The 23,752-nt window shown below is 36.1% G+C and carries 25 protein-coding genes and 1 tRNA gene; 11 read left to right on the plus strand and 15 right to left on the minus strand.

Annotation, left to right across the window (positions count from 1 at the left end):
• A partial coding sequence (locus tag MV676_RS07250; RefSeq protein ID WP_297446282.1) for a mechanosensitive ion channel domain-containing protein occupies positions 1-948 on the plus strand: 948 nt, incomplete at its 5' end.
• Here MV676_RS07250 and obgE read toward each other — a convergent pair.
• From obgE to MV676_RS07310, 12 genes are all read right to left on the minus strand, one after another.
• Positions 945-1,961 carry a GTPase ObgE gene (obgE, locus tag MV676_RS07255; RefSeq protein WP_297446284.1) on the minus strand — a complete coding sequence of 339 codons (1,017 nt, stop codon included), beginning with the start codon at positions 1,959-1,961 and terminating at the stop codon, positions 945-947. The genes MV676_RS07250 and obgE overlap by 4 nt on opposite strands.
• A 67-nt stretch (positions 1,962-2,028) precedes the next feature.
• Entirely contained in the window at positions 2,029-3,078 is a 1,050-nt protein-coding gene (gene argC, locus MV676_RS07260) for an N-acetyl-gamma-glutamyl-phosphate reductase (protein WP_297446286.1), read from the minus strand.
• Complete coding sequence (gene rpsI / locus MV676_RS07265) at positions 3,050-3,445, minus strand: 30S ribosomal protein S9 (protein WP_022846917.1); 396 nt, start codon at positions 3,443-3,445, stop codon at positions 3,050-3,052. The genes argC and rpsI overlap by 29 nt, the downstream gene beginning before the upstream one ends.
• Before the next feature lie 11 nt (positions 3,446-3,456).
• Positions 3,457-3,885, minus strand: coding sequence for a 50S ribosomal protein L13 (gene rplM / locus MV676_RS07270; protein WP_022846916.1), 429 nt, complete (start codon positions 3,883-3,885; stop codon positions 3,457-3,459).
• 100 nt (positions 3,886-3,985) lie between these two features.
• Positions 3,986-4,459 (minus strand): D-glycero-beta-D-manno-heptose 1-phosphate adenylyltransferase, encoded by a 474-nt coding sequence (gene rfaE2, locus MV676_RS07275; RefSeq protein ID WP_022846915.1) that lies wholly within the window; start codon positions 4,457-4,459, stop codon positions 3,986-3,988.
• A 33-nt stretch (positions 4,460-4,492) separates the two neighbouring features.
• Positions 4,493-5,275, minus strand: a complete 783-nt coding sequence (locus MV676_RS07280; protein WP_297446292.1) for a hypothetical protein — start codon at positions 5,273-5,275, stop codon at positions 4,493-4,495.
• A complete protein-coding gene (locus tag MV676_RS07285; RefSeq protein WP_343214963.1) occupies positions 5,226-6,065 on the minus strand; it encodes a ComF family protein in 840 nt (279 codons plus the stop codon). Before MV676_RS07285 ends, MV676_RS07280 begins: the two co-directional genes overlap by 50 nt.
• Entirely contained in the window at positions 5,957-7,075 is a 1,119-nt protein-coding gene (locus tag MV676_RS07290; RefSeq protein ID WP_297446295.1) for an exonuclease SbcCD subunit D, read from the minus strand. The genes MV676_RS07285 and MV676_RS07290 overlap by 109 nt, the downstream gene beginning before the upstream one ends.
• On the minus strand, positions 7,072-8,091 hold the full coding sequence (lpxD, locus tag MV676_RS07295) for a UDP-3-O-(3-hydroxymyristoyl)glucosamine N-acyltransferase (RefSeq protein ID WP_297446297.1): 1,020 nt from the start codon (positions 8,089-8,091) through the stop codon (positions 7,072-7,074). The genes MV676_RS07290 and lpxD overlap by 4 nt, the downstream gene beginning before the upstream one ends.
• The gene (locus MV676_RS07300; protein WP_297446300.1) at positions 8,091-8,618 is read right to left on the minus strand and encodes an OmpH family outer membrane protein; all 528 of its coding nucleotides are present in this window, start codon (positions 8,616-8,618) and stop codon (positions 8,091-8,093) included. Before MV676_RS07300 ends, lpxD begins: the two co-directional genes overlap by 1 nt.
• A 20-nt stretch (positions 8,619-8,638) precedes the next feature.
• Entirely contained in the window at positions 8,639-10,954 is a 2,316-nt protein-coding gene (gene bamA / locus MV676_RS07305) for an outer membrane protein assembly factor BamA (RefSeq protein ID WP_297446302.1), read from the minus strand.
• Positions 10,955-10,996: 42 nt separating this feature from the next.
• Positions 10,997-12,184, minus strand: coding sequence for an ATP-binding protein (locus MV676_RS07310; RefSeq protein WP_297446305.1), 1,188 nt, complete (start codon positions 12,182-12,184; stop codon positions 10,997-10,999).
• 84 nt (positions 12,185-12,268) lie between these two features.
• On the opposite strand from MV676_RS07310, the gene gap reads away from it, so the two are divergent.
• Positions 12,269-13,276, plus strand: coding sequence for a type I glyceraldehyde-3-phosphate dehydrogenase (gap, locus tag MV676_RS07315; protein ID WP_022846909.1), 1,008 nt, complete (start codon positions 12,269-12,271; stop codon positions 13,274-13,276).
• 49 nt (positions 13,277-13,325) lie between these two features.
• Here gap and MV676_RS07320 read toward each other — a convergent pair whose 3' ends face one another.
• Positions 13,326-13,874, minus strand: a complete 549-nt coding sequence (locus tag MV676_RS07320; RefSeq protein WP_297446308.1) for a CvpA family protein — start codon at positions 13,872-13,874, stop codon at positions 13,326-13,328.
• Positions 13,871-14,719, minus strand: a complete 849-nt coding sequence (gene nadC, locus MV676_RS07325; protein WP_297446312.1) for a carboxylating nicotinate-nucleotide diphosphorylase — start codon at positions 14,717-14,719, stop codon at positions 13,871-13,873. The genes MV676_RS07320 and nadC overlap by 4 nt, the downstream gene beginning before the upstream one ends.
• A 33-nt stretch (positions 14,720-14,752) precedes the next feature.
• Here nadC and MV676_RS07330 point away from each other — a divergent pair, with 33 nt between their 5' ends.
• From MV676_RS07330 to coaE, 3 genes are read left to right on the plus strand one after another with little or no spacing between them, the layout of a single operon-like run.
• Positions 14,753-15,295: a CDP-alcohol phosphatidyltransferase family protein gene (locus tag MV676_RS07330; protein WP_297446314.1), complete on the plus strand. Its 543-nt coding sequence runs from the start codon at positions 14,753-14,755 to the stop codon at positions 15,293-15,295.
• Positions 15,288-16,346: an AI-2E family transporter gene (locus MV676_RS07335; RefSeq protein ID WP_297446316.1), complete on the plus strand. Its 1,059-nt coding sequence runs from the start codon at positions 15,288-15,290 to the stop codon at positions 16,344-16,346. Before MV676_RS07330 ends, MV676_RS07335 begins: the two co-directional genes overlap by 8 nt.
• On the plus strand, positions 16,346-16,933 hold the full coding sequence (gene coaE, locus MV676_RS07340; protein ID WP_297446319.1) for a dephospho-CoA kinase: 588 nt from the start codon (positions 16,346-16,348) through the stop codon (positions 16,931-16,933). Before MV676_RS07335 ends, coaE begins: the two co-directional genes overlap by 1 nt.
• Here the strand turns inward: coaE and MV676_RS07345 are convergent.
• Positions 16,912-16,988: transfer RNA gene (locus MV676_RS07345), tRNA-Pro, on the minus strand. The two genes, coaE and MV676_RS07345, sit on opposite strands and share 22 nt — an antisense overlap.
• A 112-nt stretch (positions 16,989-17,100) precedes the next feature.
• On the opposite strand from MV676_RS07345, the gene MV676_RS07350 reads away from it, so the two are divergent.
• The 6 genes from MV676_RS07350 to MV676_RS07375 all read left to right on the plus strand — a co-directional run.
• Positions 17,101-19,182 carry an STT3 domain-containing protein gene (locus MV676_RS07350; protein WP_297446322.1) on the plus strand — a complete coding sequence of 694 codons (2,082 nt, stop codon included), beginning with the start codon at positions 17,101-17,103 and terminating at the stop codon, positions 19,180-19,182.
• Positions 19,179-20,528, plus strand: a complete 1,350-nt coding sequence (locus MV676_RS07355; protein ID WP_297446325.1) for a flippase — start codon at positions 19,179-19,181, stop codon at positions 20,526-20,528. The genes MV676_RS07350 and MV676_RS07355 overlap by 4 nt, the downstream gene beginning before the upstream one ends.
• 12 nt (positions 20,529-20,540) lie before the next feature.
• Entirely contained in the window at positions 20,541-21,401 is an 861-nt protein-coding gene (locus tag MV676_RS07360) for a sulfotransferase (protein WP_297446327.1), read from the plus strand.
• 7 nt (positions 21,402-21,408) lie between these two features.
• Positions 21,409-22,398, plus strand: a complete 990-nt coding sequence (locus tag MV676_RS07365; RefSeq protein ID WP_297446329.1) for a glycosyltransferase family 2 protein — start codon at positions 21,409-21,411, stop codon at positions 22,396-22,398.
• Positions 22,370-23,296 (plus strand): glycosyltransferase family 2 protein, encoded by a 927-nt coding sequence (locus tag MV676_RS07370; RefSeq protein WP_297446332.1) that lies wholly within the window; start codon positions 22,370-22,372, stop codon positions 23,294-23,296. Before MV676_RS07365 ends, MV676_RS07370 begins: the two co-directional genes overlap by 29 nt.
• Positions 23,297-23,752: sulfite exporter TauE/SafE family protein (locus tag MV676_RS07375; protein ID WP_297446336.1), on the plus strand; the 456-nt coding region annotated here is incomplete at its 3' end.

A 23,752-nucleotide genomic window follows, 5' to 3' on the forward strand; every position in this document is an offset into this window, starting at 1 on the left:
GTTGTTTTGAAAGCCATTCTTGAACAGTTTTTTGGGATTGATAAATTTTTTAAAATTTTAAAGGATGTCTATTTTATAGAGACAGACCTTTTGAGGATAAGTCTTTATAACATTATCCTTTCTGTTTATTATGCGTTCTTGCTTATCTCTCTCCTTAACATTTTTAAAAAGCTTGTAAAACTTTATTTCCCTAAGGAAAGGAGAAGCATAGAGGGTGGTTCTGCAGAGGCACTTATTTTTAACATAGGTATTTTGTTTGTTTTTATCGTTGTTTTGTCCTCTCTCGGTATTACATGGAAGGTTTTGCTACCTGTTGCAGGTACTTTAGGTGTTGGTATCGGTTTCGGTCTTCAGACGATTATGAATAACTATTTGAGCGGTTTTATTCTCCTTTTCAGTAAGAAATTGAAGATTGGAGACATTGTAGAGTTGCCAATTTCTGTTCCAACTCTTGGTAATAGGGATAGGAACGTTTTCGGTAAAATAGAGGATATAGGTATTCTCTCAACTTTAATAAGGACAAACGACGGCGTGGAGATAGCCATTCCTAATTCTAATTTTATCTCTTCTCCAATAGTTAACTTTTCCCATCATGATCCTTTGGTGAGGTTGAGAATTCCCATTGGTGTTGCTTACTCTTCTGCTCCTGAGACGGTTAGGAAGGTTATTCTTTCTGTTCTTGAGAAGATGCCTGGTGTTTTGAAGGCGCCAAGACCTTCAGTTTGGTTCTGGGAGCTGGGAGACAGTGCACTTATCTTTATAGCCTCTTTCTGGATTGATATACGGCGAGATATAAAAATAGAGGAGATACGGAGCCGTTTTTACTACAACGTGTGGAGAGAACTTAAAAAGGCCGGCGTTGAAATACCGTTTCCGCAGAACGATATCTGGTTTAAAAACTCTCTCAAGGTTGAGATTGAGAAGTTTGAAAAAGGAGAAGACAGTTAAATTTCCTTCTCCTTCTTCTGTTCTTTAACCTTTTCTGAGACAAACCTTAAAAGTTCGGTTACGCCTTCACCTGTTACTGAAGATATGGCAAAGAAGGGATAACCTTTAATTTCAAAGTATCTTTTTGCCTTTTCTATTTTTGATTTATCTGTTACTGCATCTATCTTTGTTCCTACAACTATCTGTGGTTTTTCTGAAAGCTTTGGAGAGTAAAGTTTAAGTTCTTTGTTAATCTTTTCAAAGGCTTCTTCCGGTTCCCTGGTCAAATCTGAAAGATCTATCAGGTGTAGCAGTAGTTTTGTCCTTTCAACGTGTCTTAAGAATTCATGACCAAGACCTTTTCCGGCGTGGGCCCCTTCTATGAGTCCGGGAATGTCAGCAACAACAAAAGAAAAGTTGTCAACTTTTGCAACGCCAAGTATAGGCCTTAGAGTGGTAAATGGGTAATCGGCTATTTCTGGTTTTGCAGCTGTGATCCGTGATAGGAATGTTGATTTACCGGCATTCGGGAATCCTATGAGTCCGACATCTGCAATGAGTTTTAGTTCAAGTTCTATCCACCTTTCTTCTCCGGGTTCTCCCGGCTCTGCAAAGTCGGGGGCCTGACGTGTCGGTGTTGCAAAAGCAGCGTTACCTCTACCGCCTTTTCCACCTCTTGCTACGACTAATTTTTCGCCGACCTTTGTCAGATCACCTATTATCTCACCGGTCTCTGCGTCTTTTACTACTGTCCCGACAGGGACTTTTATTATTAAATCTTTACCACTTTTTCCCGTTCTTTTGTTTCCTTCGCCGTGTCTCCCCCTTTCTGCTTTAAAGTGGCGCTTATATTTAAAGTCGAGGAGTGTGTGCATACCACTATCTGCAACCAGAATAACACTTCCGCCTCTTCCACCGTCACCGCCTGCAGGACCACCTTTAGGAACAAATTTCTCCCTTCTGAAAGCGACACAACCGTTTCCGCCGTCGCCACCTTTAACGTAAATTTTCGCTCTATCAATAAATTTAGTCATGGTTACCTCTTTGAACGGATTTTTGTTCTGTAATTAAGATATGCGGTGGAGGGAGTTAAAGGAAGTCTTATATCCAGTTTCCGGGAAACTCAAGACCCGTTGTTTCAGGAAAGCCGCAGATAATGTTCATGTTTTGAACAGCCTGTCCAGAAGCACCTTTTCCAATATTGTCTATTACAGATACCACAATTCCCAGACCTGTACTTTCATCTTTTGTTACGTAAATGTCGCAGAAGTTTGTTCCTGCAACGTCTGAGGTTTTAGGTGGTTTTTCTCTAAGTCTTATGAAGTATTCGTTACTGTAAAACTCTTCGTAGACTCTTCTTAATTCCTCTTTTGAGCTTTGGGTCTTGAAATATATGGTAGAGAGAATTCCTCTGTTCATAGGAATTAAATGAGGTGTAAATCTTACACTTTCAATTTCAAGCTTTTCCGCTATTTCAGGTGCATGTCTGTGGCCTTCTATGGCGTAGGCTTTGAAAGACTCATTTACTTCGCAGAATGTGAAGTCTAACGTTGATTTTCTGCCTGCACCGGTTACGCCGGATTTGCTGTCAGCAATTACAGGAAAAGAAGTTTCTACAAGTCCTGCTTTTTTAGCAGGGTAAAGTCCCAATATTACACTTGTAGGGTAGCAACCCGGGTTTGCAATGACATTTTTTATCTTTATCTCTTCCCTGTTGATTTCTGGAAGTCCGTATGCACTTTTTTGAAAAAGTTCTTTTGCCGTGTGGTTTACGCCGTAGGTTTTTTCGTAAATTTCCGGATTTTTAAATCTAAAATCGGCACTAAAATCTATGATTTTAAGTGCCTTTTTTGTTTCGTAGAGTTCTTTTACTATTGGATGCGCAGTTTTGTGAGGAAGACATAAAAATACAACGTCGGATTTTTCGGCAATTTTTTCTTTTTCGTAGCTTTCAAATTTTAGATTTTCAAATTTCATTCTTGAAAGGTGTGGAAAGACATCCTTTATCCTTTTTCCTTCAAACTGGCGGGATGTTACTGAGACTACGTTTGCGAACGGGTGAAAAGAAAGAAGGCGGAGAAGCTCCGCCCCTGTATATCCTGAAGCACCGATAATAGATATCTTAACGTTTTGACCACTGGTACCTTGCACGTGCGCCTCTCTGTCCGTACTTCTTCCTTTCTTTGATACGTGCGTCTCTTGTGAGGAATCCTGCTTTTTTAAGAACTGGCCTTAATTCAGGGTTGAAGGCCAATAGTGCTTTGGCAATACCAAACTTAACAGCATCTGCCTGAGCAGACTTTCCACCACCTTTTACCGTGCACCATACATCAAATCTTCCGTTTGTTCCTGTAACGTCAAAGGGTTGTTCCATTATTTTAAGAAGAGCAAGTCTTCCAAAGTAGTCTTTTGCATCTTGTCTGTTTACGGTGATCTTGCCAGAGCCGTTAGGAATTATCCAGACTCTTGCAATTGCCGTTTTTCTCTTTCCAGTTCCGTAATATCTCATTTCAGCCATTGAATCCTCCATTAAAATTCAAGAGGTTTAGGATTTTGTGCAGCATGAGGATGGTTTGGACCTGCGTACACTTTAAGTCTCTTCATCCTCCTATCTCTAAGCTTATTCTTTGGGAGCATTCCCCTTACGGCAATCTTGATTACCTCTTCCGGCTTTTCTTTGAGCATGTCTTTAAGAGTTCTTTCTTTCAAATGTCCAAAGTAACCGGTGTGCTTGTAGTAGATTTTCTGGTTGAGCTTCTTACCGCTGGCGTAGATTTTCTCAGCGTTTACTACAACTACGAAGTCTCCACCGTCAACGTGGGGTGTGTAAGTGGGCTTGTGCTTGCCTATGAGTATCTTTGCAATTTCAGAGGCAAGTCTTCCAAGAGTTTTTCCGGTAGCATCAACAACGTACCAGTCTCTTTTAACCTCTTCCTTCTTCTGCATGAAGGTTTTCATTCTGAATCCTCCGGTAGTTGGCGTTTTTAACAAAAACGCCGAAAATGTAGCGGGCAGGTGGAATTTACTATACTGCTGCTGTTTTGTCAAGGTTTTGTTCTTACTTGCACCCGTGAATTTTTAGAACCTTTTCTATAATTTTTGATGTAGATATATCGTAGGCGAATTCTATCCTTTCAACTTTTTTTGCGTATTCCCTTCCTACTATCTTTTCAAGGGGCCAATCGGCACCTTTAACTAAGATGTCAGGCTTTAGAGCTTTTATAACGTTTAAGGGTGTCTCTTCGTTGAAAACAATTATTCCATCAACCGCTTTTAAACCCTGAAGAACCCGTATTCTATACTGCTGGTGCACTATTGGTCTTTTGTCGCCTTTTATTTTTTTAATTGAGCTGTCACTGTTAACACCTATTATCAAAATATCGCCAAGGGATTTTGCCTTCTCAAGGTAATCAATGTGACCTGCATGGATAATGTCAAAGCAGCCATTTGTAAATACTATCTTTTTGCCTTCTTTTCTTTTTCTCTCGGCAAACGCTTTCAATTCTTCAATGCTGGAGAATAGTAGAGCCATTGTTTCCTCGCAATCTTTTACGGCCATTATACCTTAGTATTGAGGAATGGTTGGTATGTTTTGAGGCACCATTCCTGGAAATCCTGGAAAGTTGAAAGGTTGGCAGCTTTTTGCTTCATCAAGAGGAATTTTTGTTTTTCTGCCTGTTCCAAAATCTTTTAGGTACATTGTCACTCTGCCGTTTTCTACCTGTTTAACTATGCCAAAAGGAACATTGCTACTCACCCATGTTTCACCGGTTTCTGTTTTGAAAATTGCTACAGGAACTTTTTTACCTGTTGGTGTTTTATATGTTCCAAAGTGAATTTTTGGTCTTGTCGGTTTGAACTTTTCCGGTGTCTTTGTATGTGGATTTTCCTGCACCTGAGGTCCCATCGTTGAGCCACCTGCAAAACATATAAGTTGTCCGTCTGGTGTTTTCATTATAGTCTTGACCGGTTGGTCTTTTTCATCAAGCCACAGCTGTATTATTCCTGCCATGTTTTTTCCATACCTTCCTGAAAACTCCACTATGTTGATAGTTTTTCCATTAACTTTCTCTTTTCCGCCGTATATGTAGGTTAGTGTTGTTTTCTTTCCATCTTCACTTATTATCGTGTATTTTGACCAATCACCTTTTTTTAGAGGTTTAAAACCTGTATATGCGGAAGCTATTGCTTTTGTTCCAAAAACTAAGAATAAGAAAAAACTAAGAATAAGAAAGCACTTATAATGTATCCTATTTTTTTCATCTTTGTCTCCCTTAAAAGGTTTTATAGAAATTATACTATTTTGATTTTTTGATGGAGCGTGCGACTGTGTAAACGTAGATGGCATCGGCACCGGCTTTAATGAGTTCTTGTGCTATTTCATTGACGGTGCTTCCTGTGGTAAATATATCGTCAAACAGGCATATCCTTTTTCCTTTTATTTGAGGTATTACATTTTCTTTTACAGCAAATAGTCCTTTAACGTTTTCTTTCCTTTCCTGTTTTGAGAGTAAAGCTTGTTTTCTTCCATGGAATCTCTTTTCAACGCCATCTATGAATGGAACATTTGCAGCGGACAGGATTAAGTGACACTGGTTGAAACCTCTTGCCTTTAGTTCTTCAGGATGAAGGGGAACAGGGATGATGAGGTCTATTTTATTTTCAGATAGAAATTTTTTTAGGTGGTTGGATATCGTTTGGCCGATCTCTTTTCCGATTTCCCGGCGTTTTGCGATTTTGAAGGTTTTGATAGCTATTTCAAGGAGACCTTTGTAGAGTCCAAAATACGATACGCCAGAGAAAGCAAATTTTCTGCTTTTTTCGAAACAATCTCTGCAAAGAGGTTCGCTTCCTGGCGAAAGTTTTAAGGGATATCCGCATACCGCGCATTTTTTTCCTGAAAACGGTCTTATGTGGATGTTCCAGCACTCTTCACAGGTGATTTTTCTGTGCTTGCCAATGAGAAACTTTCCACATACGGCACAGTATTCAGGTGAAAGGATGTCTAAAAGTGTTTCTTCTATGAAAGTTAGAATGTTATCTTTAATCCTGTCTTCTCCTCTAAAAACTTTAAGAGGATTTCTGCTGTGTGTTCGGTTGAAGACGTTGCCAATTCCACGCTTAAATCCTGGACAAATTTTCTCTGGTCTTTGAAGTAATTTCTTACAATTTCTTCTATAGATGTTGTCTTTTTAAGTTTTTCTGTCTCTTTTTCTGAAATGTTTTTTTGAAGAACTCTTACTATTAGAGCTTTTTCTTTTAATCGTTTGATGGCAGTTGTTTCTGAAAATGGTTTTTCGGTGTAGAGGTACTTTATCACTACAATTGGAGGAATCGGACATTCAGATGCCTTTTCTGTTATTTCTTCCAGTTTCACGTTTTCGTCTTTTCCTTCCTCTATCGTAAATGATAAGAAATCTCTTAAATTTTCAAGTTTGATTCTCTCTAATGACTTCTTTTCAAGATCTATTATGTTAAATCCTCTGCTGGTGCTTTCTGCCTCTTTTACTGTTCTAAATTCTGTTACACCTGCGTAGCTGAAGAAATAGCTTTTAGTTTCGTGAATAAAATTGTGGATATGCCCACCAGCATAGTATGTGAATCCTTCAGGTAGGTCAGACATGCTCATTTCAGCTGCGCCTTCGTACGGAAGGTAGGTATCTATGCCCTGGTGGAACATAAAGATTGAGAATCTGTGTTTTACTGCATTTTCAGAAAATTCAGGGAAGATTTTTTTAGATAGCTCTTTCAGATGGCTTCCAGGCATGAACTGGATACCTGCTATGTAAAGGTCGCCGAAAACCTTTTCACCGTAAGGTGAGATAAGTTGTAGCAGTCCGAGATCTTCTAAAATTTTCTGCGGTGGGATTTTTCCCTTTCTGAGTGTTCTGTCGTGATTTCCTGTAATTGCAACCACGGGGATTCTTTTTTCTTTTAGCTTCTTAAACTGTTTTATCGCTTTTGAAAGAGAAATCATGTCAGGTTGTGGAGATTCAAAAAGGTCTCCCGTGTGTATTACAAGGTCAACATTGGATTCTATGATTCTATCTATTGCCTGTTCAAAAGCTTTAAAGAAGTCTGCCTTCCGTTCAATTAGGTTGTACTGTGCATATCCAAGGTGGCTGTCGGATATGTGTGCAATTTTCAACTTTTTTGCTCCTTCGTAGAGAGAAAGGATTTAATTTTCTCATAAATTTCAGGCAGACGATTAATCAGGGCTTCCGTTTTTTTCCACGTTCTAAAATCTTTTATCGGGAAACCGGCGTAGATGCCGGGCTTTGTAATGGATTTAGTCACACCAGATTTAGCACCGACTGTTATGTTACTTCCTATTTTAATGTGTCCGGCAACGCCTACCTGCCCTGCAAGTGTGACATTGTCGCCAATTTCTGTAGAACCGGAGATTCCCACCTGAGAGACAATGAAACAGTTTCTTCCGATTTTATCGTTGTGTGCTATCTGGACAAGATTGTCTATCTTTGTGCCATCTCCTATGACAGTATCACCTATGGTTCCTCTGTCTATTGTTGTGTTTGCGCCTATTTCAACGTCGTTTCCTATGATTACTCTTCCAACCTGGGGAACTTTGTAAATTTTCATCTCTTTTTTGCTGAATGCGTATCCGAAGCCGTCTGAACCTATTACTGTTCCGCTGTGTATTCTTACGTTTTTGCCAATTTTAACGTCGTGGTAGATGGTGACATTAGCAAAAATTACACTGTTATCGCCTATTTCACAACGGTTACCTATTACAACGCCTGGATATATTTTAACATTGTTGCCGATTTTACATTCTTCTCCTATGAATACGTGGTCTCCTATATAGACGTTGTTCCCTATAGTTGCTGTTTCGTCAATAGTAGCTGTCTTTGAAATTCCTGGCTCCGGGTGAGGTTCTTTTATCAGCATTGATAGGATTTTTGCAAATGCTACGTAAGGTTCTTCGCAGATTAATTGTGTTATAGGGACGTCGTACTCTTTTCCGACGATAACGGCAGAAGCGCCTGTTGTTCTGAGAAATTTTTCATACTTTGGATTTGTAAGGAAGGTGAGTTCACCTTCCTTAGCTTTCTGTATCTCATTTACACCCTTTATTTTAATATCCGGGTTGCCTTTTACTCTGCATCCAATTGACTTTGCTAATTCACCAATGCTAACTTCCATTATTTGCCTGGCCTGCTATAAAGTTTAAGGATTTTATCTGTTAGGTCATACTTTGGATCTGCAGATATTATTCCTGCCTCATTCTTTTCAACAATCATTGGAATATTGTGTTCTTTTCTGTACTTTTCAACGATTTTAAATACATCCTTAAGGATTTTGGCTGTAAGCTCCCTCTCAAATTTTGAGAGCATTTTTTGGCTTTTTTGTTGTAGTTGTTTGTACTGGAGAATCTTTGTCTGTATTTCAGTCTCTTTCTGTTGCTTCGTTTTCTGACTGATGAGGGGTGATGAAAGTTCTTTTTTTAACTGTTCAATCTCTTTTGCTAACTTTTTGAGCTGTGATTCAGCCTTTTTAATCTCTGCTTCTAATTCAGTTTTTGCCTTTTTACCCTGAGGTGATTCATTTATTAATTTTTGCATGTCTATGTAGTAAACTGCAAAGCTATTAGCTTTTGCCTTAACGGTGCCCACTCCAATGATAATGAAAGTTCCTATTAAGGTTAATATCAACTTTTTAAATTTCTCCATTTTAATTTCCTCCCTTTGTTTTAGAAGTAAGTTCCAAGTCCAAAGTGCCATTCTGAAGGAGTTTCTCCCGGTTTTCTATCTAACTTATAACCTATATCGAGTCTAATTGGCCCTATAGGGGTTAGAACCCTAATTCCAACACCAGCAGATTTTCTTAAAGTTCCAAAATCTATTTTATTCCACCATCCTGCACCTACATCTACAAATCCAATGAAACGAAGGTTGTTTGATATATCGTAACCTATTTCAAAATTCATAACAAGTTCTCTGTTTGCTCCTTCAGGGTCACCATTAATATCTACAGGACCTGCCTCACCCCAGCGGAATCCTCTGACAGTTGTATCTCCGCCAACAAAGAATCTGTAATCTATGGGAACCTCTTCCGTTTTGCCGTAGGTGTCTGCGAACCCTGCTTTTAAATGTGCTGATAAAACAATGGGTATTTTGTAATTTTCAGATAGGTCATCGAGATAGATATATTTTGATACATCTGCAACCGCTTCGTAGAAATTGCTATCACCACCAAGAGCCTGGCCAGCTACTTTTGTACTTAAATTAAACATAAATCCTCTGTGGGGAAGGAATCGGTTGTCTCTCAAATCGAGAGTAACTCTTGAAGAGAGAAGCCCTATAATTGAAGTTCCTTCTTCTTCTTTGACAATACTTGTTGCGTTGGGGTCTATGTCGCTTATTGTGTTCTTTTCAAGAGTGTAGCCTATCCCAACGTTCCAATCTTTTTTAACCCTTCTATAAACATTGAAGGAAAAGCCTTTCTTATAGCTGGTATATGTTGTGTATTCATTTTTATGGTTGTAAACTCTCACTCCAAGTGTTTGCGGTTGATTGAGCCACCACTTATGGTTGTATCCGATATCAAAATAGTTTACTGAAGAGCCGAACTGTCCAGATATGAATATTGAATCTCCGGTACCAAAGAGGTTTCCTTTACTTAATGAAAGCATTCCTGTCAGTTTTGTGGTAGAGCTGTAGCCTACACCTATAGAAAACATGCCAGTGAGCCGTTCTTTTAAATCAACATCTATATCCACTAAGTTATTACTAACTATTTTAGGTTTGACGTTTACTGATTCATAATAACCGGTATTATAAAGTCTCCTTATAGAACGTTCAAGGTTTTCCGTATTTAATATACCTGTTTCATATATATCAAGTTCTCTTCTTACTGTTCTATCACGACTTTCATAATTTCCTAAGATGTTTATATATCTTATTTTTGCTCTTTTTCCTTCATGAATTATGAAAATTACATTTACTGTATGTGTTTTTCTATTAATTTTTATTTTAGAAGTGATTGATGTAAAGATGTATCCATATTTACCGTATAACTTTGCTACTTTTATTGAAAAAATAGTTAGCAATTTTGGATTATAAGGATTTTTAGGTTTGAGTTTATCTACTAATTTTAGAAGTTCTTTTGACGTGAAAAGGGTATTTCCTCTAATCACAATTTTTCCAAAGAGATATTGTGGCCCTTCTTCTAAAATGGGGTATATGACTTCGTAGCAACCGTCAAGTTTCTTTATTATGGGATTTCCAACTTTTATATCTATATATCCTTTACTTTCATAGAGCTTTTTGATTCTTTCTACATCTTTTTTAAGATTTTCTTTGATGAGAGGTGGATGGAATCTTAATTTCCATATACAGCGTTCCTTTGTGAGGAGAACGTCTTTTATTTTATCTGTGCTTATAGCTTTGTTTCCTTTTATTATAATTTTGCAGACGTAAGCTTTCTGTCCCTCATCTATTTTAAACGTTACGTTAACTTTTTTAGGTCCAATTTGAGATATATTATAGTTAACTTTAGCATTTATATAGCCTTTTTCGTGATAGACACTAATTATCCTGTTTTTTATTTTTTCGATTTTTTCGTAGGATATTACGTGTCCTGTAAAATTACCTTCATCAAATTCTATTTTTTTCTTTAGTTCTCTGGTTGATATGTGTTTATTCCCTTCAAAATGCACGGCCTCGACTATTGGTTTTTCTTTTAGTACATATGTTAGAATCACTTTATTTCCTACTTTTTTTTCAATGACTTCTATGGTTTTGTAGTATCCCAAAGAAAAGATGTTTTTTATATCTTCTGCTACTTTCTCAGTGTTTAAAGGTTCTCCAGGTTTCAGAGATATTCTGTAAAGTATGCTTTCTTTTGGTAGATAGGTATTTCCTTCAATTTTTATCTCTTTTATTACCGGTTGTAGGGTTGTGTTTTCTGCGAGTACAGTTTCGTTTTCCGAGGTTAACATTTGGGCACTTGATACTGATGGAATAGTTAAAAGTAGTAATGCTACTACAACAGCTATTTTCTTCAAGGAAAAACCTCCAGATAATTGGTGGTTACAATGATAACACAATTATGGGTACGGGAAATATACTTTAAAACATGTTCCTTTACCAACTTCGCTTTCAACGTCAACTTTTCCATCTAACTTTTCAACGGCAAGTTTGACGATGGATAATCCAAGCCCTGTACCACCTAACTTTCTGGATCTTGACTTGTCAACTCTGTAAAATCTCTCAAATATAAATGGAAGGTGGGATTTTGGAATACCAGGACCTGTATCACAAACAGAAATTTCTTGTTCTTTTGGAAGCGTTGAATATTTTATGTTCACTTTTCCACCTTCGTGGTTGTACTTTATGGCATTATCTATAAGATTTCTGAACACGAAGTAGAAAAGTCTTTCGTCACCTGTTACCTCAAGGTTTTCAGGAAGGAGAGATTTTACTTCTACATTTTTCTTTTTGGCTATTACACTTGTTTCCTCTATTATTTTATCAATTATAGGCTTCAATTTAATTTTTTTCTTTTCAAACGGAATGCCTTTACTTGTTTCTAACATCGTTAATGTTATTAAGTCTTGGATGAGTTGTTCCATATATTCTATTCTTCCCTGTGCTTTTTTGATAAATTCTGTTGCGGTTTTGTTCTCTTCGCACTCATCTTCAAGGGTTTCCATTAATAGTTTAAGTGTTGCAACAGGTGTTTTAAGTTCGTGGGATACATTTGCAATGAAATCTCTCTTGAGATTTTCGTACTTTTTGATTTGTGTGAGATCTCTGAGCAGCAAAACTTTTTCTTCTACATCTGCAGCGAATACAAGTTGTATATAACGGTTTTTTATCTTTTTACTTTCCCAGACGTTGTACTTTTTATCAAAATTTTCATTAATAAATGTTATTACATCCAAGTCACTTATTACCTGGTAGAAGTATCTACCTTTGTAGTTTTCTTTATCTATATCGAGAAGTTCTCTGGCAAATCTGTTAGTGTATATAAGTTTCCCGGAGGGTGACATAATAACGAGACCTTCGTTAAGGAGGTTTAGAGCTTGAGACAATAAATGAATGTTATCCCGGCTTTTTCTCTCGCTAATCTCTTTTTCGATACAGTAGATAAGTTCGTTCCAGTTTACTTTATCGGGAAGTGAAAACAGACCGGTAAGTTTTTTCTTTATTTGAGCTGTTCTTCTTAGCTGAACCGTTAGTATTCCTGTTGCTATTCCTGCTGCACATAGTCCAATGGTGGCAAGAGCAAGCATTTTAAAACCTCATTTTGTTGTAAATGTACTGAATAAAGTTTATCATTTAAGTGTTAGAAATAAACCGCTTAAGGGAGGATTATAATGGGTGTAAGAGTTGCCATCAATGGTTATGGAAGAATTGGAAGATGTTTTCACCGTGCCATTTTAGGAGATGATGAAATTGAAATCGTGGCAATAAACGATTTAACGGATGCTGCTACACTTGCTCATCTTTTAAAATACGACTCTGTACACGGTAAATTTCCCGGAACGGTGGAAGTAAAAGGGGATAAACTTGTTATAGACGGCAAAGAAATAACCGTTTATGCGGAGAAGGATCCTGCAAAGTTGCCCTGGAAAGAACTTGAGGTCGATGTGGTTTTAGAAGCCACTGGAAGGTTTAGGGATAGAACTGGTGCTTCAAAGCATCTTGATGCAGGGGCAAAGAGAGTTCTTATCTCGGCACCTGCAAAAGAACCAGATGCCACGTTTGTCGTTGGTGTAAATCACACAGATTATGATCCGGAAAAGCACTACATCATTTCAAATGCCTCCTGTACTACTAATTGCCTTGCGCCTGTTGCAAAGGTGTTGCTTGAAAATTTTGGTATAGAAAAAGGATTTTTAACAACAGTTCACTCTTATACTGCTGACCAGCGTCTCCTTGATGCGCCCCATAAGGATTTGAGAAGGGCAAGAGCAGCTGCTGTATCAATGGTACCAACAACCACAGGTGCTGCTAAAGCGGTAGGTCTTGTTATTCCTGAGCTTAAAGGTAAATTTAATGGGATTTCTATAAGAGTTCCAACACCTGATGTTTCTCTAATTGATTTTGTATGTATTGTTAACAAAGAAGTTACTGTTGAAGAAGTAAATGCTGCTCTGAAAGAGGCAGCAGAAGGTAAACTGAAAGGTATTTTAGGTTATACAGATGAAGAGCTCGTTTCTGTTGATTACATAGGTGATAGACGTTCTTCCATAGTAGATGGAAAATCTACTGATGTAATAGGTGGAAATTTAGTTAAGATAATTTCCTGGTACGACAATGAGTTTGGCTATTCAAACAGACTTGGTGATTTAATTAAGTATATGGCATCTGTTGGCGTTTGATGTAAGGTGATTGAAGTATTTTTAAAAGCCCGCTTTGAGCGGGCTTTTTTTATTCCTTCCACGCTTTTCTATTTTTGAGAAGAATAGCTTCAGCGGTTTTCCAGTTTTTTTCAACCTTTTTCTTTGCCTTTTCGGGCAGTAGAGAAACTACTATGTCTGTCACAGGTGCAAAAAAACCTCCAAGATAACTTGTTTTTATAAGGTAGCTGTCCGGCATTGTTGCACCTATAAAGAGTAAAAATATTGAAGCAAGGAGAATACCTCTGAAAATTCCAAATAAAAATCCTAAGAGGTTGTTTAATAGTCCTAAAAAACCTTTTGAATATATAGAGTTTAAAGTGAAAGCGATATATTTAGATATAAGAAATAGGATGCCATAGATGACGAATCCTGTCATGATGATTGTTGGTGCGTCAGGGTCAGGAACAAATTTTGCTGCAACAACATGGGCGCTTTTGACAGCTATAAAAATACTTATCCCGATGCCTGCGATGGATAAGATTTCTTCGATAGCACCTTTATTAAAGCCTCTAAAAAAGTTCCATCCCAGTATTATCACAAGAACAGCATCTAATAGATTCAACGGATGAATGTTCATTCTACCTCCATACTTATATCAACCCATTTTGAATTGGTTATAAGCTTACTTGTTGACACAAAATCTATATCTTTGGTTCTTAATTCCTTTAACTTTTCCAGAGTTATTCCCCCAGATACTTCTATTTTAGTATGATTTAATTCATTCCTGATGAATTTTATAGCTTTGTCCAATTCTGATATTTCCCAGTTATCTAACATGATGATGTTTATCATGTCTTTAACATTAAGAGTTTCTTTGAGTTGATCCCAGTTTTCTATTTCAACCTCTATTATTGTTGTTACAGGAATATTTTTATAGATTGTATTTACTGCATTTGTTACATTTCCGTAAGCTTTAATGTGATTGTCTTTAATCATGACTGCGTCGTAGAGTCCCATTCTGTGGTTGAAGGCACCGCCAATTCTTGTTGCATATTTTTCAAAATATCTAAGTCCTGGAGAGGTCTTTCTGGTGTCTAATAGTTTTATTTTTGTCCCTTGTAAAACTTTTGCATACTTATAGGTGTTGGTAGCTATTCCTGAAAGATGTTGAAGTAAATTAAGAGCTGTTCGTTCGCCTATTAGCAGAGATTTTTCTCCGCCCTCTATGTGGCCTATTATCTCACCAGCTTTCACTTGTTCCCCTTCTTTCTTTTTCCATGAAAACTTGAAATTGCTATCTAAAACTTCAAATACTTTCTGGAAGAAAGGTGTTCCAGCCAAAATAAAGTCATCTTTTGCCTCGAGCCTTGCTCTTATTTTTCTTCCTGGTAATGCCGCGGAGGTTATATCACCGGTAAAACCTATATCCTCTTTTAGGAAAGATAGTATATAATCCTCAATTGCTATTTTTGAAAAATTCATACTTTAACCTCTGTTATTTTGGAGTTGATACTAATGGTAAATATACCAAATCTCATAACAGTTGTTAGGGCTTTTATTGTTCCTCTTCTTATAATGGCTGTTTATTATAGTAACTTTAAAGTTGCCTTAATTCTATTCATTATAGCAGCTTTAAGTGACGCTTTTGATGGCTTTTTGGCGCGACGTTTACAGCAAATTACCACAGTTGGAATAATAATGGATCCACTTGCGGATAAAGCTCTTATTGATTCTGCATTTCTGGTTTTGAGTTATGTACACAAGATTATTCCTCCATGGTTGACTATACTGGTTATTTCAAGAGATGTTTTGATAATAGTTGGTGGCTGGTTGCTTACAGTTTTTAATAAAGTTGAAAGGATTAAGCCTATTTTAATTGGTAAATTTACCGCCTTTTCACAATTTTTAACAATATTTTTCACTTTACTTTGCTTGAATTTCAATAATTTTTATCTTGATATATTCTTAAAATTCTTGTATCCCTTTACCGGTGGTATGACTGTTATATCTGGTATAAGTTATGTGGTAATAGGGATAAGGGAGTTGGGAAGTGAATAATTCGGTTGTGGAGAGATACTTTCCGGAGATAGTTGTCACACTTACTATAACAGTTTTTATTATTGTACTTTTTATGATGAAACCAGTTGTTTTTCCATTTTTTGCAGCTATGGCAAGTGCATATATAAGTTTTCCTGTTTTTGAGTTTTTTTTGAAAATTTTTAAAAAACGCCAGATTGCAGCACTATTAACTGTCGTTTTAATATTATTGGCAATTCTAAGTTTAATGCTTGTTGTTTTGCCGGATCTTATAAAACAAATTGAAGAATTTATTGATTATCTTCCCGTTTTAACTTCTAAAATAGATTTTCATTTGTCAAAATATATAGGAAAAAGAGTTTTTGCTAATGGTTTTAATCCGAAAAATGCTACAACTGTTTTTTCCTTGTTGTATAAAAATTTTTCTGTTAATAATTCTTTAACTGTAGCTGCATTGGCTCAAAAGATATTTTCCGGTGTTTTTTCAATTGCTTCAGTGGTTATAAATATCGTTGTTATTCCTTTACTTTCTTATTATATCCTGGTTGATTGGGAAAATTTACGGGATTTGTATCTAAAACTAATTCCTCGTGCTTACAGAACTGAAACAGCTGTTTTGCTGGATAGAGTCAATGACTCTTTGTCTGGCTATATTAGGGGACAACTTTTAATGGCATTTTTAGTGGCCGTCTATTTTTCTATTACATTAACCGTTGTGGATATCAGGTATAGTTTCCTTATAGCTGTTGTTACGGGGATTATGAATATGATTCCTTACGTTGGTTTTTTCACTGGTTTTGTTCCTTCAATTTTATTAGCTGTTTTTGATAATGGCGATCTTTTCCATATAGTTGCGGTTATTATTGTTTTTCTTTCAGAAGTTGCTCTTGAGAATGTTATTTATCCCATGGTTATGAGCAGAACTACGGGAATTAATCCGCTTTTAATAATTTTTGCAATCTTTTTTGGAGCGACTTATGGGAGTTTTCTCGGAATAATTGTTGCCGTTCCAGTTGTTGCGATGATACTACCGGTTTTTGATAGTTTTATGATGAAGAGGGAAAGTGAATAGTGATTATAGGAATAACAGGGAATATAGGAGCAGGAAAAAGTACTTTTTCTCAATTTTTGAAGGTTAAGGGTTTTAAAGTTTTGAATGCTGATGATTTAGCGAAGGGAGCTTTAAGAAAAGGGGAGCCTGCCTATGAACCTGTTGTTTCCGCTTTTGGGAAAGAGATTCTTGCTGAAGATGGAGAAATCGATAAAAGAAAGTTGGCAGATATAGTGTTTTCTGACAAAGAGGCTCTAAAAAAACTTACATCTATCACGCACCCTATGGTGAAACAAAAGATTATATCTTCAGCTAAAAGTAAAGAGCCTATCTTTGTTGAGGCAGCTGTTTTAATTGAGTCTGGATGGTATAAAGTTGTTGATAAAGTTGTTGTTGTTTTTGCCTATCGTGGTCAGAGGTACTTGAGAGCATCTAAGAGATTTACCCTCAGGGATGTTATTAGAAGAGATAGATTACAACTTCCGTATAATGAAAAGTTAAAGTTTGCCGATTTTCTTGTGTGTAACACAGGAACATTTCTTGAGTTAAAGACGCAGGTAGATTTACTTGTTGAAGATATTTTGAGTGGTCGGAGCAGGGGGATTTGAACCCCCGACCTCTTGGTCCCGAACCAAGCGCGCTACCAGGCTGCGCCATGCTCCGAGCCTGCGTAAGGATATTTTAAAGGCATTAAAAGAAATGTCAATACCGTTTGCGCTTTGATATAATTAGCATGCTTTTTATACCATTTTGTCCGGAGATTATGGTGGAAAAGATGAGAAATTTAAGATTTGTAAGACTGCTGTTGTTTCTCCTTATTCCAATAGTAGTTGGTTTGTATGTTCGCTTTGATGATCTTTCTGTATGGCAAGCAAGAAAATCGAGCTTTTATTATAAAGATCGTCCCCTGTTTACAAGTTATGATGCTTTCTATTTTGCAAGATGGAGTGAAGATTATCTTGAGGGCAAGTATAAAGCGGGGAAAGTAGATCCTCTCAGGTTTGTCCCTGATAACTATATAGTTTCGAAGCTTTCAGATTCAGAGATAAAAAAATTGAAAGCTTATAAAGCAGTTTATCCTGAGCCGATACCTCTTGAGAGTTTTATGGGAGCCGTTTTTGCAAAACTTTTCCATACCCACATAGAAAATGTAGCTTTTTATCTTACGCCCATTCTTGCCGTTTTATTTGTGATTCCTCTTGTTATATATATGGATGAGATAGGTGTGCCTCTTGCGGGTTTTTCAGGTGCGGTTTTTGGCGTTATTTCTCTTATGTACTTGGCAAGGACAACAGTTGCAAGGTTTGATACTGATTCTCTGAATCTCTTTTTCCCCTTTTTGATAGCCTATTTTTTCTATAAAATTCTCCATACTGAAGGATGGAAAAAGTATCTTTTTGCAATTTTGGCCGGAGTATCTTGTCAATTATTCTACTGGTGGTATGCCCATCCAGATCTTGTACTTATTATGTTGATAGTATTTATAGTGGGTTTTATTGTGCTAAAAAGGCAATTTTCGAAAAATGATGTTAAAGTTTTTGGTTGTTTATTTTTAACAGCCAATCCTTTAATAATTTATAAAGGTATTATGATTCTTGCCGATAGAGTAAATACTTATATTCTTAATTTTGGCAAATCTGCTGTTCAGAGTGGATTTCCAAACGTTATGCAGTCTATCAGTGAAGATCAGAGAGCTTCATTAAAGGCAATAATCGCTATGAGTACAGGAAATAGTATTGTGTTTTTTGTTGGATTATTATTTGTTTTCGTATTATTCTTTAGAAAATGGCGGGAGATGCTTTTTCTTATTCCCACTTTTCTTCTTGGATTAATGTCTTTTAAAAGTGGTAATCGATTTGTTATGTATCTTGCACCCTTTATAGGTATTGGTTTTGGTTACTTCCTTGATTTTCTGTTTGATTACTTTAACGAATATGTTCGTGATAATAATTCCTTATTTAACAATAGTTGGAGTAGACTTAAAGAAATAGTACTTTTGGGTTTAGCAGTTGTTATATCTGTTTTGGCCTTTTCCGTTCAGTCTGAGGCAGTAAAGTTTGTAGCTGTTCCTAAGATAACTCCTGCACTTGAAGAAGCTTTTTTAAAATTGAAAGAGATTACACCTAAAGATTCCTGGATATGGACATGGTGGGATTATGGAACTGCCATTCAGTACCTTTCTCGCCGTGCAGTTTATCATGATGGTCAGTCTCAGCTTTCACCGAAAACATACTTTGTGGCAACGACGTTTTCAACTCCTTCTTCAAGGGAAGCTTACAATACGATAATCGGTATTTCGAATGTGGGCATAACTTATGTTAATAAGTGGCTTAAAGAGGGTAAAAAACCAGAAGAAATAAAGGCGGAATTTTTAAGCGGAAGATTCAATGGTAAGTTAAAACATCCTGTTTACTGGATTTTTACAGAAGATGAGATAGGTAAATTTTCCTGGATTAACTATTTTGGTACGTGGAATTTTGAGCTCAAAAAAGGTGTGAAAGACAGCATTACACCGTTGGGTGTTTGTGTTGCTGTGGATAAAGAAAATATTATTTGTGGCGGCATTCGCATAAATTTAAGAACAGGTGTTGTTCGGGCGAAAGGTGCTACTGTACTAAATAAAATAGCTTTGAATGTTAATGGTAAGTATAAAGAATTAACTTTTAATCCTGCCGGACGGTTTTATCTTGACCTTGTAAATGTTCGAGGAAGATTATTGGGATTCATAATGGGACAGCAACCTTTTTATTCTATGTTTAATCAGATGTTTATTCTTAGGCATTATGATGGTAGGTATTTTAAGCTTGTTTATGATGATTTTCCGGTTATGGTGGCATACAGACTGGTGTCTAAATGATTATCGATAGAATTGTTAATTTAAAGCATAGATTTTCTGAAGATCAGGATTTAAGGGAACTTTTGAAAAATTCAGGGATTGCTTTTTTCCTGAAAGTTGCTGGCACAATTGTTGGTTATTCTTTTACAGTTATTGTTACTCGCCATTATGGTGCTGAAGCATGGGGTGTTTTCTCTATATGTCTTATGTTTCTTCAAATATCGGGAATGTTTGGTCGTTTGGGAACAGACATAGCACTTTTGAGATTTATTTCTGAGTTTATGGTTTCAGAAAATAAATATTTAATACCTCAGGTTTTCAGAAAGATTTTGTTGTTGACTTTGAGTGTATCAAGTGCATTATCTTTTATTTTGTTTTTGTTTGCTAAATATATAGCAGTCGAAGTATTTCATGATTTTACTTTGATTGTACCTTTGAAATTGGTCTCCGCCTTTGTTATTCCTTTTGTAGTTTTATGGATTACAAGAGAGGCTATTAGAGGATTGAAAAAAATAACTATTTATATGTTACTTCAACAGCTTGGAGTTTTCGGTCTGGCCTCTCTTATTTTAGTTTTCTCTTTGATGTTTTTGAAAACAAACCATCCTTATTTGATTCCAATTTTATCTTATGGTATATCTGTTGTTGTTTTTACTACTTTTTTAGCACTTTTTTTGTGGAGAAAGTACTTGAAAACATTTTCGCTCTATGTTAAACCAGCATTAAATCAGATTTCTTATAAATATATCTTATCGGTTTCTCTACCTCTTCTTTTTTCGAGCGTATTGGCTTTCATTATGGGATGGACGGATACTTTTATGATAGGAATTTTTAAAACCACCAGAGATGTAGGAATATATAATGTAGTTCTGAAACTTTCTACGGTGATTAGTATTGTTCTATTTTCTATAAATTCAATTGCTGCTCCGAAGTTTGCAGAGTTTTGGGGGCGTAAAGATTTGAAGGGTCTTGCGAGAGTTGCAAGACAGTCTGCTCGACTAATCTTTTGGACGTCACTCCCGATATTGGTTGTTTTTGTTTTTTTCTCCAAGCAAATATTGTTAATTTTTGGTAAAGATTTTATTGTTGCTTCTTCTGCACTTGTTATTCTTTCTTTGGGGCAATTTGTTAATGCAATTGTTGGAAGTGTTGGCTACATTTTGATGATGACAGGGAAAGAGAGAACTATGCAAAATATTATATTTGGTGGTGCTTTTATAAATGTTGTTCTTAATGCTTGTTTAATTCCTCATTACGGGATAAACGGAGCTGCCATTGCCAGTGCGATAAGTCTTGCCTTTATCAATATTGTACCGCTTTTCCTTGTTAAGAAATATTATGGTTTTTATACCATAAATATAATTTAGTGGAGCTGTCAAATGAAATGTCCGCCAGTTATTATTGTTGGGATGCATCGTTCTGGGACATCTTTACTTTCAAGGGTTCTTCAAAAATGTGGAATTTTTATGGGAGCGAGTCGAGATCCAAATAATGAACCTTTCTTTTTTCTTGAACTCAATGACTGGTTGTTGGCTCAAGCAAATGCTACATGGGATAATCCATACAATTTTAGATTCATAAATGATACATTCAAAGAAATTTTAGTAAAAGCAGTTAAAGTTAATATTTCCAGTTTTAAAATATTGAAATTTCTTGGTGTTCGCAAGTTTCTAAAGTATAGAAAATTAGACAATCTTCCTTTTCTCTGGGGATGGAAAGATCCAAGGAATAGTATTACTTTAAATATATGGTCAGAGATTTTCCCTCAAGCAAAAATAATTCATATATATCGTAATCCTGTAGATGTAGCTGAAAGTTTGAGAAGGAGAGTATTGAAGAATAAAAATAATTTTAGGTGGAATTACAAACAGACTATAAAAGCTATATTTGCTATAGGTAAATTGAATTTTGTTGATTCAGTTCGTTTGCAGTTTCTTGAAGAAGGTATTAAGTTATGGGAGGAATATTTAAAATCGATATATGATTTTGAAAAACGCTCAGGCAAAGGAATCTTGCATCTAAAGTACGAGGAATTTTTGGAAAATCCTATTCCAACCATTGAAAGTGTTTTGAACTGGCTTAATGTTTCCGTAGATGGGGATAGAATAAAGAAAGCGACTTCTCTTGTAAATGCTTCAAGAAGTTATGCTTTTCTATCGAATGAGCGTCTTGTAGAATTTTATAGAAACCTGAAGGAGAAACCATTAGTTAGAAAGTTGGGTTATCATAACCTGTGTTGAGGTGAATGTGGAAGAAAGGACAGTGGCAATTTTAATGGCTACTTATAATGGTGAGCAGTTTCTGGCTCAGCAGCTTAATTCCATTTTGACTCAAACTTACAAAAATTGGGTTCTTTTGGTTCATGACGATGGGTCGGAAGATGGAACAGTTGATATTTTGGAAGAGTACAGCATTAAATATCCTGAAAAGGTTGTTTTTATTAATGATGGATTAAAATTGGGTAATGCTAAAGACAATTTTAGTTATCTTATTGGTATCGCTTTAGAAAAGGATTTTGAATATTTCTTTTTTTGTGATCAAGATGATATCTGGATTGAGAATAAAATAGAGATTTTTCTTCAAAAATTTAAACAAATTGAGAATTTACGTGAAGATTTGCCAATTCTTTTGCATTCTGATTTGAGGGTGGTGGATTCTAATTTAGATGTGATAAGCGATTCTATGTGGCGTTATCAGAAGCTTAATCCGGAATGTAAAACACTTAATTATCTACTTGTTCAAAATAATGTAACTGGATGTGCATGTGCTGTTAATAGGGCTTTGTTAAAAAAGGCCTATCCTATAGGTGGAAAAGCTATTATGCACGATTGGTGGCTTGCCCTTGTTGCGTCCGCGTTTGGAGTGGTGGATTTTATTTCAAAACCAACAGTGTTGTATCGGCAGCATGGAAAAAATGATACGGGTGCTAAAAATGTTGATGTAAAATATGCTGTTAAGAAATGTACACGAAAGGATGACTTAGTTAAATCTATTACTAAAACAATTTTGCAGGCTCAGAATTTTTTATCAACTTATGAGGACTGTTTGAAACCGGAACAAAGAGATATGCTTAGAGCTTATGTACAAATTCCTTATGTATCTTACATTGGTAAGTTGCTTACCATTTTTCGTTTTAAACTTTTCAAGCAGAATTTTCTGAGAAACCTTGGTTTTTTGTGGTATTTAAGATATGTAAGAGAGGATCTCTATGATATCTGTAATAATTCCAACATATAATGCAGAAAAATACATAGGAAGGCTTCTTGATGCTCTTGGTAATCAAACTATAAAACCAGATGAGATTATTGTTGTAGATTCTTCGTCTTTGGATAGGACAGTAAATATTGCTGTTTCAAAGGGGGCACATGTTATATCTATTCCGAAAGAAGAATTTGACCACGGAAGCACGCGAACATTAGCAGGGAAAAAAGCTAAAGGAAAGATTCTGATTTACTTTACACAAGACGCTATTCCTGTTGACGAAAAAGCGATTGAATTTTTAACGCTGCCTTTTCGTGAAGATAAAAAGATAGCCGCTACTTATGGAAGACAGATTCCTTATGAAAATACCGATTTATTTGGGAAGCATTTGAGGTTATTTAACTATCCTGAAAAATCTTTTGAAAAAAGTATTGAAGACAGTAAAACCATGGGATTTAAAGTGGCTTTTCTTTCAAATTCTTTTGCTGCCTATAGGAGAGAATGCCTTGAATCTGTAGGATGGTTTCCAGAAAATATTATATTTGGAGAAGATTCTGTTGTTGCGGCTCGTTTACTGATGAAGGGGTACAAAATCAAATATGTTGCGGAGGCAAAGGTTTATCACTCACATTCTTATTCTGTAATTCAGGAATTTAGAAGATATTTTGATGTTGGTGTATTTCATAAAACGCAATTTTGGATGTTGGAAACATTTGGAAAACCGGAAAAAGAGGGTATTAGATATGTTAAGTCAGAACTGAAATTTCTTTTAGATAATGGAGCTTTTCATCTTTTACCCAACTTTTTTTTTAGGAATTTTGCAAAGTATCTTGGATATAAAATGGGATATAATTTTGATAAGCTACCTGTAAATATAAGGAAAGCTTTTTCTATGAATAAACATTTTTGGAATAAATGTAAGGAGAAACAGTAGATGCTTTCACATATTGTAGAGGCTGGAATTGTACTATCTGTTGCAGGTTTTTTAATTGGTTTTCTTTCGGGTCTTTTAGGAAAGGGTGGGGGGATGTTATTTGTACCCACATTTTGGGTTATCTTCCCGCTTTTGGGTATTTCTGAAAGTATAGTTCCTAAATCTGCCGTTGCAACATCTCTCGCCTGTATGACAGTAACTTCTGGAACATCTGCCTGGCAGCATATAAGAAAAGGATTTTTAAAGGGAAAACTTTTCTTTTTTCTTGTTTCTGGGGCATTACCGGGTGTATTTTTGGGAAGTGCATTAACGGCTGAGTTTCTGTCACCCCAAACGACAAAGGTGCTTTTTGCCATCTTTCTTATTTTTATGTCTATCAAGCTTTTGAAGGGTTCAGATAGCAAGAAAAAAAAGGAAAAAGTAAATTATAGGACGGTATTTTTAACGGGTATTGCT

The organism is Desulfurobacterium sp. (genome assembly GCF_027028515.1).
Classification (GTDB): domain Bacteria; phylum Aquificota; class Aquificia; order Desulfurobacteriales; family Desulfurobacteriaceae; genus Desulfurobacterium_A.